Source organism: Streptomyces sp. NPDC107559 (genome assembly GCF_055657365.1).
In genome coordinates, this window is record NZ_JBVKBD010000005.1 from 193,062 (window position 1) to 208,399 (window position 15,338).

17 protein-coding genes and 3 tRNA genes are annotated in these 15,338 nt (G+C 70.6%); 15 read left to right on the plus strand and 5 right to left on the minus strand.

Going from position 1 to position 15,338, the window contains the following annotated elements; translation table 11 throughout:
• Positions 1–50 precede the first annotated feature (50 nt).
• Positions 51–707, minus strand: coding sequence for an NAD(P)H-binding protein (locus ACZ7OY_RS17945; protein WP_471912254.1), 657 nt, complete (start codon positions 705–707; stop codon positions 51–53).
• 168 nt (positions 708–875) lie between these two features.
• Complete coding sequence (locus ACZ7OY_RS17950) at positions 876–2,189, minus strand: amidohydrolase family protein (protein WP_471912255.1); 1,314 nt, start codon at positions 2,187–2,189, stop codon at positions 876–878.
• Between the two features lie 468 nt (positions 2,190–2,657).
• Between ACZ7OY_RS17950 and ACZ7OY_RS17955 the strand changes: the two genes are divergently transcribed.
• From ACZ7OY_RS17955 to ACZ7OY_RS17990, 8 genes are all read left to right on the plus strand, one after another.
• Positions 2,658–2,730 (plus strand) — tRNA-Thr (locus ACZ7OY_RS17955).
• 46 nt (positions 2,731–2,776) lie between these two features.
• A tRNA-Met gene (locus ACZ7OY_RS17960) sits at positions 2,777–2,849 on the plus strand.
• A gap of 90 nt (positions 2,850–2,939) precedes the next feature.
• Complete coding sequence (rpmG, locus tag ACZ7OY_RS17965; RefSeq protein WP_003948671.1) at positions 2,940–3,104, plus strand: 50S ribosomal protein L33; 165 nt, start codon at positions 2,940–2,942, stop codon at positions 3,102–3,104.
• A 120-nt stretch (positions 3,105–3,224) separates the two neighbouring features.
• On the plus strand, positions 3,225–3,677 hold the full coding sequence (locus ACZ7OY_RS17970) for a MaoC family dehydratase N-terminal domain-containing protein (protein WP_351618909.1): 453 nt from the start codon (positions 3,225–3,227) through the stop codon (positions 3,675–3,677).
• A 7-nt stretch (positions 3,678–3,684) separates the two neighbouring features.
• The gene (locus ACZ7OY_RS17975; protein WP_351618912.1) at positions 3,685–4,113 is read left to right on the plus strand and encodes a MaoC family dehydratase; all 429 of its coding nucleotides are present in this window, start codon (positions 3,685–3,687) and stop codon (positions 4,111–4,113) included.
• A gap of 149 nt (positions 4,114–4,262) precedes the next feature.
• Positions 4,263–4,832, plus strand: a complete 570-nt coding sequence (locus ACZ7OY_RS17980; protein WP_471912256.1) for a TetR/AcrR family transcriptional regulator — start codon at positions 4,263–4,265, stop codon at positions 4,830–4,832.
• A 167-nt stretch (positions 4,833–4,999) separates the two neighbouring features.
• The gene (locus ACZ7OY_RS17985; RefSeq protein WP_471912257.1) at positions 5,000–6,496 is read left to right on the plus strand and encodes an MFS transporter; all 1,497 of its coding nucleotides are present in this window, start codon (positions 5,000–5,002) and stop codon (positions 6,494–6,496) included.
• Between the two features lie 229 nt (positions 6,497–6,725).
• On the plus strand, positions 6,726–7,781 hold the full coding sequence (locus ACZ7OY_RS17990; protein WP_471912258.1) for a UDP-N-acetylmuramate dehydrogenase: 1,056 nt from the start codon (positions 6,726–6,728) through the stop codon (positions 7,779–7,781).
• Positions 7,782–7,803: 22 nt separating this feature from the next.
• Here the strand turns inward: ACZ7OY_RS17990 and ACZ7OY_RS17995 are convergent, their stop codons facing one another.
• The gene (locus ACZ7OY_RS17995; RefSeq protein WP_471912259.1) at positions 7,804–8,436 is read right to left on the minus strand and encodes an NAD(P)-dependent oxidoreductase; all 633 of its coding nucleotides are present in this window, start codon (positions 8,434–8,436) and stop codon (positions 7,804–7,806) included.
• 136 nt (positions 8,437–8,572) lie between these two features.
• Here ACZ7OY_RS17995 and ACZ7OY_RS18000 point away from each other — a divergent pair, with 136 nt between their 5' ends.
• Positions 8,573–9,202, plus strand: coding sequence for a TetR/AcrR family transcriptional regulator (locus ACZ7OY_RS18000; RefSeq protein WP_471912260.1), 630 nt, complete (start codon positions 8,573–8,575; stop codon positions 9,200–9,202).
• A 13-nt stretch (positions 9,203–9,215) separates the two neighbouring features.
• Here ACZ7OY_RS18000 and ACZ7OY_RS18005 read toward each other — a convergent pair whose 3' ends face one another.
• Both ACZ7OY_RS18005 and ACZ7OY_RS18010 read right to left on the minus strand, forming a co-directional pair.
• A complete protein-coding gene (locus ACZ7OY_RS18005) occupies positions 9,216–10,253 on the minus strand; it encodes an adenosine deaminase (protein WP_471912261.1) in 1,038 nt (345 codons plus the stop codon).
• Between the two features lie 140 nt (positions 10,254–10,393).
• A complete protein-coding gene (locus tag ACZ7OY_RS18010; protein WP_471912262.1) occupies positions 10,394–11,620 on the minus strand; it encodes a pyridoxal phosphate-dependent aminotransferase in 1,227 nt (408 codons plus the stop codon).
• 282 nt (positions 11,621–11,902) lie between these two features.
• On the opposite strand from ACZ7OY_RS18010, the gene ACZ7OY_RS18015 reads away from it, so the two are divergent.
• The 6 genes from ACZ7OY_RS18015 to rplA all read left to right on the plus strand — a co-directional run bounded on the left by ACZ7OY_RS18015 (position 11,903) and on the right by rplA (position 15,266).
• A tRNA-Trp gene (locus tag ACZ7OY_RS18015) sits at positions 11,903–11,975 on the plus strand.
• Positions 11,976–12,085: 110 nt separating this feature from the next.
• Positions 12,086–12,373, plus strand: a complete 288-nt coding sequence (gene secE, locus ACZ7OY_RS18020; RefSeq protein WP_152888556.1) for a preprotein translocase subunit SecE — start codon at positions 12,086–12,088, stop codon at positions 12,371–12,373.
• An 81-nt stretch (positions 12,374–12,454) separates the two neighbouring features.
• Positions 12,455–13,342, plus strand: coding sequence for a transcription termination/antitermination protein NusG (gene nusG, locus ACZ7OY_RS18025; protein WP_471912263.1), 888 nt, complete (start codon positions 12,455–12,457; stop codon positions 13,340–13,342).
• 55 nt (positions 13,343–13,397) lie between these two features.
• Positions 13,398–13,907, plus strand: a complete 510-nt coding sequence (locus ACZ7OY_RS18030; RefSeq protein WP_471912264.1) for a hypothetical protein — start codon at positions 13,398–13,400, stop codon at positions 13,905–13,907.
• Between the two features lie 111 nt (positions 13,908–14,018).
• A complete protein-coding gene (gene rplK / locus ACZ7OY_RS18035; RefSeq protein ID WP_037627044.1) occupies positions 14,019–14,453 on the plus strand; it encodes a 50S ribosomal protein L11 in 435 nt (144 codons plus the stop codon).
• Positions 14,454–14,540: 87 nt separating this feature from the next.
• On the plus strand, positions 14,541–15,266 hold the full coding sequence (gene rplA / locus ACZ7OY_RS18040; RefSeq protein ID WP_471912265.1) for a 50S ribosomal protein L1: 726 nt from the start codon (positions 14,541–14,543) through the stop codon (positions 15,264–15,266).
• Positions 15,267–15,338 lie beyond the last annotated feature (72 nt).

A 15,338-nucleotide genomic window follows, 5' to 3' on the forward strand; every position in this document is an offset into this window, starting at 1 on the left:
CCTGTGCCGTACGGCCGTTCGGGGGACCGCGGCGGTCGTACGCGGGGTGCTCAGTTCCCCGCCACCGACTTCACCGCGACCGACACCGGGGTCGACCCGCCGATCAGCTCCAGGACCAGACCGGCTGTCGCCGGAGTGTCCACCAACTCCGCCAGTACGGCGGCCACGTCGTCCCGCGTCACGGAACCGCGCCCGGTGTGCGCCTCCAGGCGGACCAGGCCGGTGCCGGCGTCGTCCGTCAGCGCACCGGGGCGCAGGATCGTCCAGTCCAGGCCCTGGAGGTTCCGCACGTACGTGTCGGCCGCGCCCTTGGCACGCAGATAGACGTCGAAGACGGCGTCGCCCTCGTGGGCCGGGTCCGCTCCCATCGAGGAGACGATCACCAAGCGCCGTACCTTCGCCCTGACCGCCGCGTTCGCGAACAGCACCGCCGCGGCCTTGTCCACCGTGCCCTTGCGTGCCGCGCCGCTGCCCGGACCGGCACCCGCCGCGAACACCGCCGCGCCCGCGCCCTGGAGGTGCGCCGCGACCTCCTCGACCGAGGCCGACTCCAGGTCGAGCAGGACCGGTTCGGCACCGGCCTCCCGCAGAGCGTCGCCCTGTTCGGCCTTACGGATGATTCCCGCGACCTCTTCCCCGCGCGCGGACAGCAGCCGCTCCAGCCGCAGCGCGATCTGACCATGACCACCAGCGATGACAATGCGCATGTCTTCGACCGTACGCCCGGACAGGCGGGTCCGCCGCACGGCTTCGGCCGTGTCGCCCGCACCCGGCGGCGGCGCCGACGACGGCCCCTTCCGGGTCGACGGCCCCATTCGCGTCGACGGTCCCGTCCGCGTCGACAGCACCCCGTCCGGGTCGACGGCCGCCCTCGCTCAGGACACCCCGCCGCGCCCCTGCCGCGGCAGCCCCGGCTCCATCGCCGCGGCCGGGTTGAAGTACTCCCGCACCGCGCTCGTCCGGGTCACCACCCGCCCCTGGTGCACCACGATCCGGCTGTACGCCGGTGACAGCACCTCCGTCAGCCGGCTGCCGCGCACGGCCAGGAGATCGGCCGGGAAGCCCGCCTCCACCCGGACCTCGGGCAGGCCCAGGGCGGCCCGCGCGGACGCGCTCACGGTGTCGTACGCGTCCTCGGGGTGCAGCCCGTGCCGGGAGGCCAGCAGGTAGGCCGCCTCCAGGGGGTCGCCGCGGCCCACGGGGTTCGAGACGTCCCGCAGCGCGCCGCTCCCGGCGGCGACGCGCACGCCGGCCGCGCGCAGCAGCCGTACCGGAGCGGTACCCCGCCGGTCGACGCCTCCGCAGCCGCCCTGCGGCAGGCACACCACCGTCACCCCGGCCGCCGCCAGCTGGTCCGCGACGCGCGAGACCGCCTCGACGGGCAGCCGGCCGAGGCCGCCGCAGGGGCCGAGGGTCACCCCGGGCCGCAGCCCGCCCGCCATCGCCGCGAGCCGGGCGAGGCGGGCCGGGTCGGCCGCGTCGGTGTGCAGGTCGACCGGGCAGCCGTGCTCCGAGGCGACCTCCAGCACGGCCTCGACATAGCCGGTCGGATCCACGTCCAGGTCCGGGCAGCCGCCCACCACGGAGGCACCCATCTTCATCGCGTCCCGCAGTACGGCCAGGCCGTCGGCCCCGGCCACGCCGGTCAGCAGCCGTGGCATCGCCACCGTCGTCAGCGCGGTGAGTCCGCGCAGCGAGCGCCGCGCCTGGAGGACGGCGGCCAGCGCGCTCAGCCCCTGGACGTCGCCCACGCGCACGTGCGCCCGCAGCGCGGTGGCCCCGTGCCCCAGTTGCACCAGCGCGGCCTCCGTCGCCCGGCGCTGGACGTCCCGGGGGTCGTGCGAGACCGGTCCGCACTCGTCGGCCGAGAGCGCGGTGTCGGCGTGGGCGTGCGGTTCGGCCGGGGCCGGCAGGAGCAGATAGCCGTCGAGATCCACCCGGGCGGCGCATCCGCGGGCCGCCTCCGCCGCCAGGCTCCCGGCGGTGCCGACCGCCTCGATACGTCCGCCGCCCAGCCGTACGTCCACGGCCCGGCCGTCCGTGAGCCGCGCCCCGCACAGCAGCAGGGGAGCCGATTCGGCCTGGTCCGGATATCCCGAGAATTCCGACCGTCCCGAGGGCTCCGATGGCGAAGAGGGGGACGGGGAGGAAGACGACGAGTGGGGCTGCTGCGGCTGGCTGTCGGGCATCGCGCTCCAAGGACTCGGGGATCGGGGCCGGCTCAGGGCCGCGCACGGACGACTGGGCGCAAGATCACGCAGAGTGAGTCGAGCCTAGGGCGGCCGTCTGCCCGCGTCGGGGAGGAGCGCAATAGTCGTACCGGTGTGGCCCTGGCGTCGTTCCGCTGTGATCCTGCCTACAGAAAGCCGACGTGAGCGTGGTGAAAGCGAATCGGGAGAGGCGCGTGGGGCCTGTGAACGGAACTCGTGGGGCCCGTGAGCGGAACTGTCGCATCCGCTCCGTATCCGCTGCGTATCCGTTTCGGCCGCGTCCCGGAGCCTTCCCGGACCCGCCCCGGACCGTTCCCGAACCCCTCCCGGACCCGTCCCGCACGGGCCTCGCGCCGGCCCTGGCCCAGGGCCCTGCCCGGGCCCCGTGAGCCGGAGCGGAACGGATTTGGGTGAACGGCGGCGGACCGTGTAATGTCTTCATCGCTCGCCCCAATAGCTCAGTCGGCAGAGCGTCTCCATGGTAAGGAGAAGGTCTACGGTTCGATTCCGTATTGGGGCTCTGGTGGGAGAGGTCCCCGTCGCAAGACGGGGTCCGATCGCATCAAAGCGGTGTAGCTCAGTCGGTAGAGCAAGCGGCTCATAATCGCTGTGTCACCGGTTCAAGTCCGGTCACCGCTACTGACAGTAGCCGATTGTGGGGTCGGTCCTTCGATCGGCTACTCTTTCTTGCGTTAAATAAGTCCTATCCGTTCGTCAAGGAGCACTCACGTGGCTGCCACCGACGTCCGCCCGAAGATCACGCTGGCCTGCGTGGAGTGCAAGGAGCGGAACTACATCACCAAGAAGAACCGGCGTAACAACCCGGACCGACTGGAGATGAAGAAGCACTGCCCGCGTTGCAACGCGCACACCGCGCACCGCGAGACGCGATAAATCAGGCTCGTACACGAGGCCGCCCCCGCAGTCAGGGGGCGGCCTCGTGTCGTTTCGGCGGGCCGTCGGGCCGGCGCCGATCACAGCAGTCGACAGCACATCAGCAGGAGGTGCCGGGCCATGGCGCTCGATCAGTCCTTCGTGGGGCGGACCTATCCGCCCACCGAGCCCTACGAGGTGGGGCGGGAGAAGATCCGAGAGTTCGCGGAGGCGGTGGGTGACACCAATCCGGTGTACACGGACCCGGAAGCCGCCAAGGCGTTCGGCCACCCCGATGTGATCGCTCCGCCGACCTTCGTCTTCGCGATCAGCTTCAAGGCCGCGGGCCAGGTCGTCGAGGACCCGCAGCTCGGGCTGGACTACAGCCGGGTGGTGCACGGCGACCAGAAGTTCGCCTACACCCGCCCGGTGCGGGCCGGCGACCGGCTGAGCGTCACCTCCACCATCGAGGCGATCAAGTCCCTGGCCGGCAACGACATCCTGGACATCCGTGGCGAGGTCCACGACGAGGCCGGCGAGCACGTCGTGACCGCCTGGACCAAGCTGGTGGCCCGTGCGGCCGAGGAGGCGTGAGGAACCGATGACGGCGAAGATCGCTTACGACGATGTCGAGGTCGGCACCGAGCTGCCCGCGCAGACCTTCCGGGTGACCCGTGCCGACCTGGTCCGGTACGCGGGAGCCTCCGGCGACTTCAACCCGATCCACTGGAACGAGAAGTTCGCCAAGGAGGTCGGCCTCCCGGACGTGATCGCGCACGGCATGTTCACCATGGCCGAGGCGATCCGGGTGGTCACCGACTGGACCGGCGACCCGGGTGCGGTCGTCGAGTACGGCGTCCGGTTCACCAAGCCCGTGGTCGTCCCGAACGACGACGAGGGCGCCACCGTGGAGGTCAGCGCCAAGGTCGCGGCCAAGCTCGACGACGACACCGTGCGCGTGGACCTGACGGCCATGTGCGCCGGACAGAAGGTGCTGGGCATGTCCCGGGCGGTCGTGCGGCTGGCCTGACGGCGGCAGGCGTCCGGGCGGGCGCCGTACATGCGGTAAGGGGCGCACTCACGGCGAGGCGCCCCTTACGCATGGAGTGGTGACCGGACGGTACGGGTCTCGGCGCCGCCCCTTGACCAAGTTAGTGATTGAGTACTAACTTCGTATGCGTGGTCAGGATGAGTGCAGAAGAAAGGCGCGAGAGCGTCATCCGCGCGGCGACGGCCGAGTTTGCGACGGGCGGCTATCACGGCACGTCCACCGAGGCGATCGCCAGGCGTGTCGGTGTCTCGCAGCCGTATCTCTTCCGGCTCTTCCCCGGCAAGAAGGCGATCTTCCTCGCGGCCGTGGAGCGCTGCATGGCGGACGTGACCCGTACGTTCGCGGAGGCGGCCGAGGGGCTGGAGGGCGAGGAGGCCCTGCGGGCCATGGCGAACGCCTATACGGCGCTCATCATCGAGCGTCCCGAGCAACTGCAGATGCAGATGCAGATGTTCGTCGCGGTGTCCGCCGCGGAACAGGCCGGCGATCGCGAATTCGGCGAGTCCGTACGGGCGGGCTGGATGCGCCTGTGGGACACGGTGCACCTGTCGCTGGGTGCGGAGGTCGAGGGGACGACCACCTTCATGGCGTACGGCATGCTCATCAACTGCCTGCTGGCCATGGGGTTTCCGCCCGGACACCGGGTGTGGGAAGGGCTCTATCCGGAGGCCCGGCTCAAGGGCCGGCTGGAGAAGTGACGGGCGGGAAAGCGGCGGGTGGAAGGGGAGTCCGGTCGCAGGCCGATCGCGGGGCTTTCCCATGGGTGTGAAAGTTAGTCAGCAATAACTAATTTCCAGCGGACCTCGACGGTCGGGAACGAACACGCCTCGACTGCCGGGAACGAAAAAGACGCTCTGGGGGAGCGATGTCACAGCAGACCGCGGCACAGCAGACGGCGCACAGCGCACGTCGCGGGGGAACCGTGTGGGCCCTCGTCATCACCAGCGTCGCCGGATTCATGGCGGCCCTCGACAACCTCGTCGTCACGACCGCCCTGCCCTCCATCCGGGAGGACCTCGGGGGCGCGCTGGGCGACCTGGAATGGACCGTGAGCGCCTACACGCTCACCTTCGCCGTCCTGCTGATGTTCGGCGCGGCGCTCGGCGACCGCTTCGGACGGCGCCGGATGTTCCTGGCCGGGCTCGCGGTCTTCACCGCCGCGTCCGCCGCCGCGGCCATGTCGCCCGGCATCGGCTCCCTCATCGCCGCCCGCGCCGTGCAGGGCATCGGCGCGGCGATCATGATGCCGTTGACACTGACCCTGCTGACGGCGGCCGTGCCCGCCGCCAAGCGCGGGATGGCGTACGGCATCTGGGGTGCCGTCAACGGGCTCGCCGTCGCCTCCGGGCCGCTCATCGGCGGCACTCTCACCGAACACATCTCCTGGCACTGGATCTTCTGGCTGAACGTCCCGCTGGGCCTGGCCCTGCTCCCGCTCGCCCGCCTGCGCCTCGCCGAGTCGTACGGCACCGGTGCCCCGCTCGACGTCCCCGGCACCCTGCTGGCCAGCGGCGGCCTCTTCGGCGTCGTCTACGGCCTGGTCCGCGGGCCCTCCGACGGCTGGACCGGCTCCCTCGTCCTGACCGGCCTGTTCGCGGGCGGTGCGCTGCTGGCCGGGTTCGTGCTGCACGGCAGCCGCGCCGCGAACCCGATGCTCCCGATGCGGCTGTTCCGCTCCCGCGCCTTCGCCGGGATCAACGCCGCGAGCATGCTGATGTTCCTCGGGATGTTCGGTTCGATCTTCCTGCTCAGCCAGTACATGCAGGGCGTGCTGGGCTACTCGCCCACCGAGGCCGGCCTGAGGATGCTGCCGTGGACCGGCATGCCGATGCTCGTCGCGCCGGTCGCCGGGATCCTCTCCGACCGCATCGGCGGCCGTCCGGTCGTCGCCACCGGCCTCTTCTTCCAGGCCGCCGGCCTCGGCTACCTGGCCTCCGTGGTCACCGCCGACGTCTCCTACGCGGTCCAGCTGCCCGGTCTGATCCTGAGCGGCATCGGGATGGCCCTCTACTTCGCCCCGGCCGCCAACCTGGTGATGTCCAGCGTCCTGCCCGAGGAGCAGGGCATCGCCTCCGGCGCCAACAACGCCCTGCGCGAAGTGGGCGGTGCGCTCGGCATCGCCGTCATGGCCTCGATCTTCTCCGCCCAGGGCGGCTACGAGTCCGCCGAGTCCTTCGTCGACGGCCTGCGGCCCGCCCTGGTCACCGGCTCCGGTGCGGTGGTCCTGGCCGGCCTGGCGGCGCTGCTGATCCCGGCCGGACGGCGGACGGCTGCGGCGGCGGTGACGGACCGGGCCGCGGAGGGTGCGGCGGACGGTACGGCGGCGCGTCCCGTCGAGGCCCTGGAGCCCACCGCGCGCTGAGACGGACACGCGCGTGCACGAAGACGACCGACCGCGTACGGCCCCGTCCACGGCGACGGGGCCGTACGCATGGGCGCGGTACGGGGACACCGGCGCGGGGGGCGGGCGGTACGCGCGCGTGCCGGGCGGGAAGGGGAGTACGCGCGCGTGCAGGGCTGGAGGGGTACGTACCGGCGCCACCGGCGGTGGGTGGGCCGGGCTGCCGGTGGCGTCTCGTAGTCTTGGGCGCGTGCAGGAACTCCACGACGCCCCCCTCGCCCCGCTGACCACCTTCCGGCTGGGCGGTCCCGCGACCCGGCTGGTCACCGCGACGACCGACGCCGAGGTGATCGAGGCCGTCCGTGAGGCCGACGACAGCGGCACGCCGCTGCTGGTCATCGGCGGCGGGTCGAACCTCGTCATCGGCGACAAGGGCTTCGCCGGGACCGCCCTGCGCATCGCCACCCGTGGGTTCGAGCTGCGCGGGACGACGCTGGAGCTGGCCGCCGGCGAGATCTGGACCGACGCCGTCGCCCGCGCGGTGGAAGCCGGGCTCGCCGGGATCGAGTGCCTCGCCGGCATCCCCGGATCGGCGGGCGCGACCCCGATCCAGAACGTCGGGGCGTACGGGCAGGAGGTCTCCTCGACGATCACCGAGGTGATCGCCTACGACCGCCGGGCCGGCGAGACGGTCGCCCTCACGAACGCCGACTGCGTCTTCTCGTACCGGCACAGCCGCTTCAAGGCGGACCCGGAGCGGTATGTCGTACTGCGCGTCCGTTTCGAGCTGGAGGACGCGGACGGACTGTCCGCGCCCCTGCGCTACGCCGAGACCGCCCGCGCGCTGGGCGTGGCACCCGGCGACCGCGTACCGCTGGCCCGCGCCCGGGAGACCGTGCTGAAGCTGCGCGCGGGCAAGGGCATGGTCCTGGACCCCGAGGACCACGACACCTGGTCCGCCGGGTCCTTCTTCACCAACCCGATCCTCACCGACGCCGACTTCGCCGTGTTCCGGGCACGGGTGCGCGAGCGCCTGGGCGAGGACGCGGAGGCGCCCGCCTACCCGGCGGGGGAGGGGCACACCAAGACCTCCGCGGCCTGGCTGATCGACAAGGCCGGTTTCACCAAGGGCTACGGCACCGGGCCCGCCCGCATCTCCACCAAGCACACGCTCGCCCTCACCAACCGCGGCACGGCCACCGCCGAGGACCTGCTGGCACTCGCCCGCGAGGTGATCGCGGGGGTGCGCGAGGCGTTCGGGATCACACTGGTCAACGAGCCGGTGATGGTGGGGACCAGCCTGTAGCCGGCCGTGCCGAGGCCGGGGCCTAGTAGGCCAGGCCCACCCCCTGCTTCACCGTGGCCGGGTCACCGATCATCGCCAGCATCGCGTGGGCCACGTCGGCGCGGGCGATGAAGCGGCCGCCGGGCGGGAAGCCGCCGACCACCGTCCGGTACCTCCCGGTGAGCGGTTTGTTCTGGAGCCGGGGCGGCCGTACGACCGTCCAGTCCGTGGCGCTGCCCGCCAGCTCCGCCTCCATGGCGCGCAGATCGGCGTACACGTCCTTGAGGGCCGCCGAGACCAGGCCGCGCATGGTGCGGTCGAGGAAGCCGTCGCCCTCGGGCTCGGGGCCGACCGGACCCGCGCTCACCACGAGCAGCCGCCGTGCGCCCTCCGCCTCCATCGCCGCCAGCACCGTGCGGGTCAGCCGGGCCGCGACCCCGGCGTCCTTGCGGCTGCGGGCTCCGAGGCCGGACAGCACCGCGTCCCGGCCGGCCACCGCGGGCCGCAGCTCCGCCGGGTCCGACAGGTCCGTACGGAACACCTCCAGGCCCGCGCCGGTGACCGTCAGCCGGGCGGGGTCACGGACGACGGCCGTGACCCGGTGTCCCGACGCCAGCGCCTGGCGGACGATTTCCTGACCGATGCCTCCGGTGGCACCGAGAACGGTGAGGTTCATGACCGTCTCCCGTACTGTTCCAGATAGGTGGGTGAGCGTTCACTCACCCTTGTTCCCTCAGGGTGAGCAAGTACTCACCCACTAGTCAAGACCTGGCCGGGGCCGGGAAGGACGCGTCGTGAAATCCTTGGGTCCCATGCAGCAGAAACAGGCCGTACCGGCCCGGGTCAGGATTCTCGACGCCGCGCACGAACTGATGCTCACGCTCGGACTGGCCCGCGCCACGACGAAGGAGATCGCCAGGGCGGCCGGCTGCTCCGAGGCGGCCCTGTACAAGTACTTCCCGAGCAAGGAGGACCTGTTCATCCGTGTGCTCGCGGAACGGCTGCCCCGGCTGACCCCGCTGCTGAGCGCCCTGACCGCCGACCCCGGCCGACGCAGTCTGGAGGAGAACCTCACCGAGATCGCCCGCCAGGCGGCCCTGTTCTACGAGCAGAGCTTCCCGATCGCGGCCTCCCTGTACGCGGAGACCCAGCTCAAGCGGCGGCACGACCAGGCGATGCGGGAGATGGGCACGGGACCGCACCGGCCGATCGAGGGTCTGGACGCCTACCTCCGCGCCGAGCAGGACGCCGGGCGGGTCGGCCCCGACGCCGACACCCGCACCGCCGCGTCCTTGCTGCTGGGCGCGTGCGCCCAGCGCGCGTTCGCCTACGACGCGACGCCCGACGGAGCCCGTCCGCCGCTGGACGACTTCGCCCGGCGCCTGGCCCGCACCCTCCTGGCCGGAATCGCCCCCGCGACGGAGCCGGCCGGGACGGTCTGAAGGGGTCGGACCGTCAGGCCGTCAGCCAGTCGTCGATCCCCGACAGCATCCTCTGCTTCACGTCCTGCGGTGCCGCCGAACCCCGTACGGACTGCCGGGCCAGTTCCGCGAGCTCCGCGTCCGTGAAGGCGTGGTGGTGGCGGGCGATGTCGTACTGGGCGGCCAGCCGGGAGCCGAACAGCAGCGGGTCGTCGGCGCCCAGCGCCATCGGGACGCCCGCCTCGAACAGGGTGCGCAGCGGGACGTCCTCCGGCTTCTCGTAGACGCCGAGTGCCACGTTCGAGGCCGGGCACACCTCGCAGGTCACCCCGCGGTCGGCGAGCCGCTTCAGCAGCCGGGGGTCCTCCGCCGCGCGCACCCCGTGCCCGATCCGGGTGGCGTCCAGGTCGTCCAGACAGTCGCGTACCGAGGCCGGGCCGGTCAGCTCGCCGCCGTGCGGCGCCGCCAGCAGGCCGCCCTCGCGGGCGATGGCGAACGCGCGGTCGAAGTCCCGGGCCATGCCCCGGCGTTCGTCGTTCGACAGCCCGAATCCGACGATCCCCCGGTCCGCGTAGCGCACCGCCAGGCGGGCCAGCGTACGGGCGTCCAGCGGGTGCTTCATCCGGTTCGCGGCCACCAGGACCCGCATGCCGAGCCCGGTCTCGCGCGAGGCGGTGTCCACCGCGTCCAGGATGATCTCCAGCGCCGGGATCAGCCCGCCCAGGCGCGGCGCGTACGAGGTCGGGTCGACCTGGATCTCCAGCCAGCCCGAGCCGTCCCGCACATCCTCCTCGGCCGCTTCCCGGACCAGCCGCTGTATGTCCTCCGGCTGCCGCAGGCACGAGCGGGCCGCGTCGTACAGGCGCTGGAAGCGGAACCAGCCCCGCTCGTCGGTCGCCCGCAGTCTCGGCGGCTCCCCGCTCGTCAGCGCCTCGGTGAGCGCGTCGGGCAGCCGCACCCCGTACTTGTCGGCCAGCTCCAGCACGGTGCCGGGCCGCATCGACCCGGTGAAGTGCAGATGCAGATGGGCTTTCGGCAGCTCAGAGACATCACGTACAGGTACACGCTCCATCCAAGGATCCTGCCGTACGTTCCCGCCGTCCCGGTAGCGGTTTCCCCGATCGTGGTCTTGCTCGCACAAAGGAACACAACGGAACAGGGCACCCGGGACCGATGTCCCGGGTGCCCTGTACGGCTTCTGCGGGCGAAAACTCAGTCCCGCGCCTCGGCCAGCAGCTTCTGGATCCGGCTGACGCCCTCGACGAGGTCCTCGTCGCCGAGCGCGTACGACAGCCGCAGGTATCCCGGCGTGCCGAAGGCCTCGCCCGGAACGACCGCGACCTCGGCCTCCTCCAGGATCAGCGCGGCCAGTTCCACGCTGTCCTGCGGGCGCTTGCCGCGGATCTCCTTGCCCAGCAGGCCCTTCACCGACGGGTAGGCGTAGAACGCGCCCTCGGGCTCGGGGCAGAGCACGCCGTCGATCTCGTTCAGCATCCGCACGATCGTCTTGCGGCGCCGGTCGAAGGCCTCGCGCATCTCGGCGACGGCCGACAGGTCGCCGGAGACGGCGGCCAGGGCGGCCACCTGGGCGACGTTGGAGACGTTCGACGTGGCGTGCGACTGGAGGTTCGTGGCCGCCTTGACGACGTCCTTCGGGCCGATGACCCAGCCCACGCGCCAGCCCGTCATGGCGTACGTCTTGGCGACACCGTTGACCACGATGCACTTGTCGGCCAGCTCGGGCACGACCACCGGCAGGGAGTGGAACTCCGCGTCGCCGTAGACGAGGTGCTCGTAGATCTCGTCGGTCAGGACCCACAGGTCCTTCTCGGCGGCCCAGCGGCCGATCTCCTCGATCTGCTCGCGGGTGTAGACCGCGCCGGTCGGGTTGGAGGGGGAGACGAACAGCAGCACCTTGGTGTTCTCGGTGCGGGCCGCCTCCAACTGCTCCACCGAGACCCGGTAACCGGTCGTCTCGTCGGCGACGACCTCGACCGGGACACCGCCGGCCAGCCGGATCGACTCCGGGTAGGTGGTCCAGTACGGCGCCGGGACGATGACCTCGTCGCCCGGGTCGAGGATCGCGGCGAACGCCTCGTAGATCGCCTGCTTGCCGCCGTTGGTCACCAGGATCTGGGACGCGTCGACCTCGTAGCCGGAGTCGCGCAGCGTCTTCGCGGCGATGGCGGTCTTGAGCTCGGGCAGGCCGCCGGCCGGCGTGTAGCGGTGGTACTTCGGGTTCTTGCAGGCCTCGACGGCCGCCTCGACGATGTAGTCCGGAGTCGGGAAGTCGGGCTCGCCGGCGCCGAATCCGATCACCGGACGCCCGGCGGCCTTCAGGGCCTTGGCCTTGGCGTCCACGGCGAGGGTCGCGGACTCGGAGATCGCGCCGATGCGGGCGGAGACCCGGCGCTCGGTGGGAGAGGTTGCAGCGCTCATGGACCCCATCGTTTCAGACCGGAAACGCCCCCGGCACGCTGGTTTCACAGACTGAACAGGACCGGGCGCAGTCCTGAACATCAGTCCGGAATCCCGCGGTGGCCTGGGTGATCTTCCGTCAGGTCTCCGGTGATCTTCCGCTTCCGGTGCCCTCACGGGCACTTTCTGTTCGACGACCGGCCCCGGACCACGTACACTCTCACCTCGTTGGCCTTCAGCGGCCCGCGCTCATCGGGTGCACACCGAGCACTCGTCCGGATGCGGTACGTTGGGGACACACAAAGGGTCGTAGCTCAATTGGTAGAGCACCGGTCTCCAAAACCGGCGGTTGGGGGTTCAAGTCCCTCCGGCCCTGCTACACACACCATTCGCCAGTGATGTGTGCGCATGTACGTACAGTAATGCACCGCCGTGCGGCTCAGACCGGGCGCGGCACGGCCACGACCCGGAATCAGGTGAGGACGAATGGCGGACGCCGTGGGCTCCATCGACATGCCTGATGCCCAGGACGAGGCGCTGGAGTCGAAGAAGAAGCCCCGCAAGGGTGGTAAGCGCGCCAAGAAGGGCCCGCTGAAGCGACTCGCCCTCTTCTATCGGCAGATCGTCGCGGAGCTGCGCAAGGTCGTCTGGCCGACGCGCAACCAGCTGACGTCGTACACCACCGTGGTGATCTTCTTCGTTGCGATCATGATCGCGCTGGTCACCGTGATTGACTATGGGCTCAGCCATGGAGCCAAGTACGTCTTCGGCTGAGCCGACCAGCGAAGGGCGCCGCGGTTACCGGCGTCCCTTTCGCGTGTTCCACCCCTATGTATCCAGGAAGAAGCAGCCACAGTGTCTGACGCCAACCTGAACGACGACGCCATCGAGCCGGACGAGTCCGTGGACGACGAGCTCGACATCGTCGAGGGCGCGGACGAACAGGACGAGTTCGAGGCTGCGGAAGCCGAGGCGGGCGAGCCGGCCGAGGAAGCCGCGCTGCACGCCCTGGACGAGGACGAGACCACCGAGGACGAGTCCGAGGAAGACGAGTCCGACGAGTCCACCGAGGACGAGTCCGAGGAGGCCGTCGAGGACGAGGCCGCCGAGGAGGAGGCCGAGCCCGTCGACCCCGTCGAGGCCCTCCGTCAGGAACTGCGTTCCCTGCCCGGCGAGTGGTACGTGATCCACACCTACGCCGGCTACGAGAACCGCGTGAAGACCAACCTGGAGCAGCGCGCCGTCTCGCTGAACGTCGAGGACTACATCTTCCAGGCCGAGGTGCCGCAGGAAGAGGTCGTCCAGATCAAGAACGGCGACCGCAAGACCATCCGCCAGAACAAGCTCCCCGGCTACGTGCTGGTGCGCATGGACCTGACGAACGAGTCCTGGGGCGTCGTCCGCAACACCCCCGGTGTCACCGGCTTCGTGGGCAACGCCTACGACCCGTACCCGCTGACCCTGGACGAGATCGTCAAGATGCTCGCCCCGGAGGCGGAGGAGAAGGCCGCCCGCGAGGCCGCCGAGGCCGAGGGCAAGCCGGCGCCGCAGCGCAAGGTCGAGGTCCAGGTGCTGGACTTCGAGGTCGGCGACTCGGTCACCGTCACCGACGGCCCGTTCGCCACGCTCCAGGCGACCATCAACGAGATCAACCCGGACTCCAAGAAGGTCAAGGGCCTGGTGGAGATCTTCGGCCGCGAGACGCCGGTCGAGCTCTCCTTCGACCAGATCCAGAAGAACTGAACCGTCCTCGAGGAACACCGGCCGGAATCGGGGGATCCGGGTTGTGGCGAGTGACATGAGTGACATAGCGGCCGAGGGCGCCTCGGACAGTGCGGCACAGCCCGCGCGGTCCGGGCGCCCTCGGCCCTTTCTGGTGGCGGGCGTGTTCCTGCTGCTGGGCACCGCGCTGCTCGCCTGCGCGGCCTGGGTGGGCTGGACGCAGTGGGCGCGGATCACGCCCATCCAGAAGAACGGCGTCCGCGCGGTCGGCGTGTTCCACAACGACCGCGCGGAGAACTGCTGGCGGCACCGCTGCTGGGCCGAGATCGAGGTCGACGGGCGGAAGGTGGAGGCTGATCTGCCGCCCTTCACGTCCGCCAAGGGGTACCACAAGGACCGGGACGGACTGTCGATCGCCGTCCGGTACCTGCCCTCGGACCCGACGGTGGCCGTGGAGGACCAGGGGCTGGGTCGGGTCGGCCAAGTGGTCGCGCCTGCCGGGATGTTCGGCGGGATCTTCCTGGTCGTGGGGCTGGCGAGGACGGTGCTCGCGGTGCGGCGCCGTGCCCCCGGAGAACCCTCCTGACCTGGTCGATTTCTTGTGCCGGTGGGCCATCGGCTACCGTAGTGCGGTATGCCTCCATCCGGATTAAGCGGACGGAGGCTGAAAACTCTCACTAGGACCCGGAGAGAGCACATGCCTCCCAAGAAGAAGAAGGTCACGGGGCTTATCAAGCTCCAGATCAACGCCGGTGCGGCGAACCCGGCTCCGCCGGTCGGCCCCGCGCTCGGTCAGCACGGCGTCAACATCATGGAGTTCTGCAAGGCCTACAACGCCGCGACCGAGTCGCAGCGTGGCTGGGTCATCCCGGTGGAGATCACGGTCTACGAGGACCGTTCCTTCACCTTCGTGACCAAGACTCCGCCGGCCGCGAAGATGATCCTCAAGGCCGCGGGTGTCGAGAAGGGCTCCGGCGAGCCGCACAAGACCAAGGTCGCCAAGATCACCGAGGCGCAGGTCCGCGAGATCGCCACGACCAAGATGCCCGACCTCAACGCCAACGACCTGGACGCCGCCGCGAAGATCATCGCCGGCACCGCCCGGTCCATGGGCATCACGGTCGAAGGCTGAACCCCAGCCCCGTAGCACCTTCGTAGAACCGTGGTGGGGCCTGCTCGGCCCGTAACCACGACTCCTCAAGAACACACAGGAGCAGTAGTGAGCAAGCGCAGCAAGTCTCTCCGCGCTGCGGACGCCAAGATCGACCGGGACAAGCTCTACGCCCCGCTCGAGGCCGTCCGTCTCGCCAAGGAGACCTCCACGAGCAAGTTCGACGGCACCGTCGAGGTCGCCTTCCGCCTGGGTGTCGACCCGCGCAAGGCCGACCAGATGGTCCGTGGCACCGTGAACCTGCCGCACGGCACCGGCAAGACCGCCCGGGTCCTGGTCTTCGCGACCGGTGACCGTGCTGCGGCCGCAGAGGCCGCGGGCGCCGACATCGTCGGCTCCGACGAACTGATCGACGAGGTTGCGAAGGGCCGTCTGGACTTCGACGCCGTCGTCGCCACCCCTGACCTCATGGGCAAGGTCGGCCGCCTCGGCCGCGTCCTCGGCCCCCGTGGTCTCATGCCGAACCCCAAGACCGGCACCGTCACCCCGGACGTCGTCAAGGCTGTCAACGACATCAAGGGCGGCAAGATCGAGTTCCGCGTCGACAAGCACTCGAACCTGCACTTCATCATCGGCAAGGCGTCCTTCGACGACGACAAGCTGGTGGAGAACTACGGCGCCGCGCTGGAGGAGATCCTCCGTCTGAAGCCGTCCGCCGCCAAGGGTCGCTACATCAAGAAGGCCGCGATCAGCACCACGATCGGCCCCGGCATCCCGGTCGACCCGAACCGCACCCGCAACCTCCTCGTCGAGGAGGACCCGGCGGCGGTCTGAGCCTGAAGCTCACCCCAGTCGGTCACGGGCCCCGCACCTCTTTCCAGGTGCGGGGCCCGTCCCTGTTTCCGC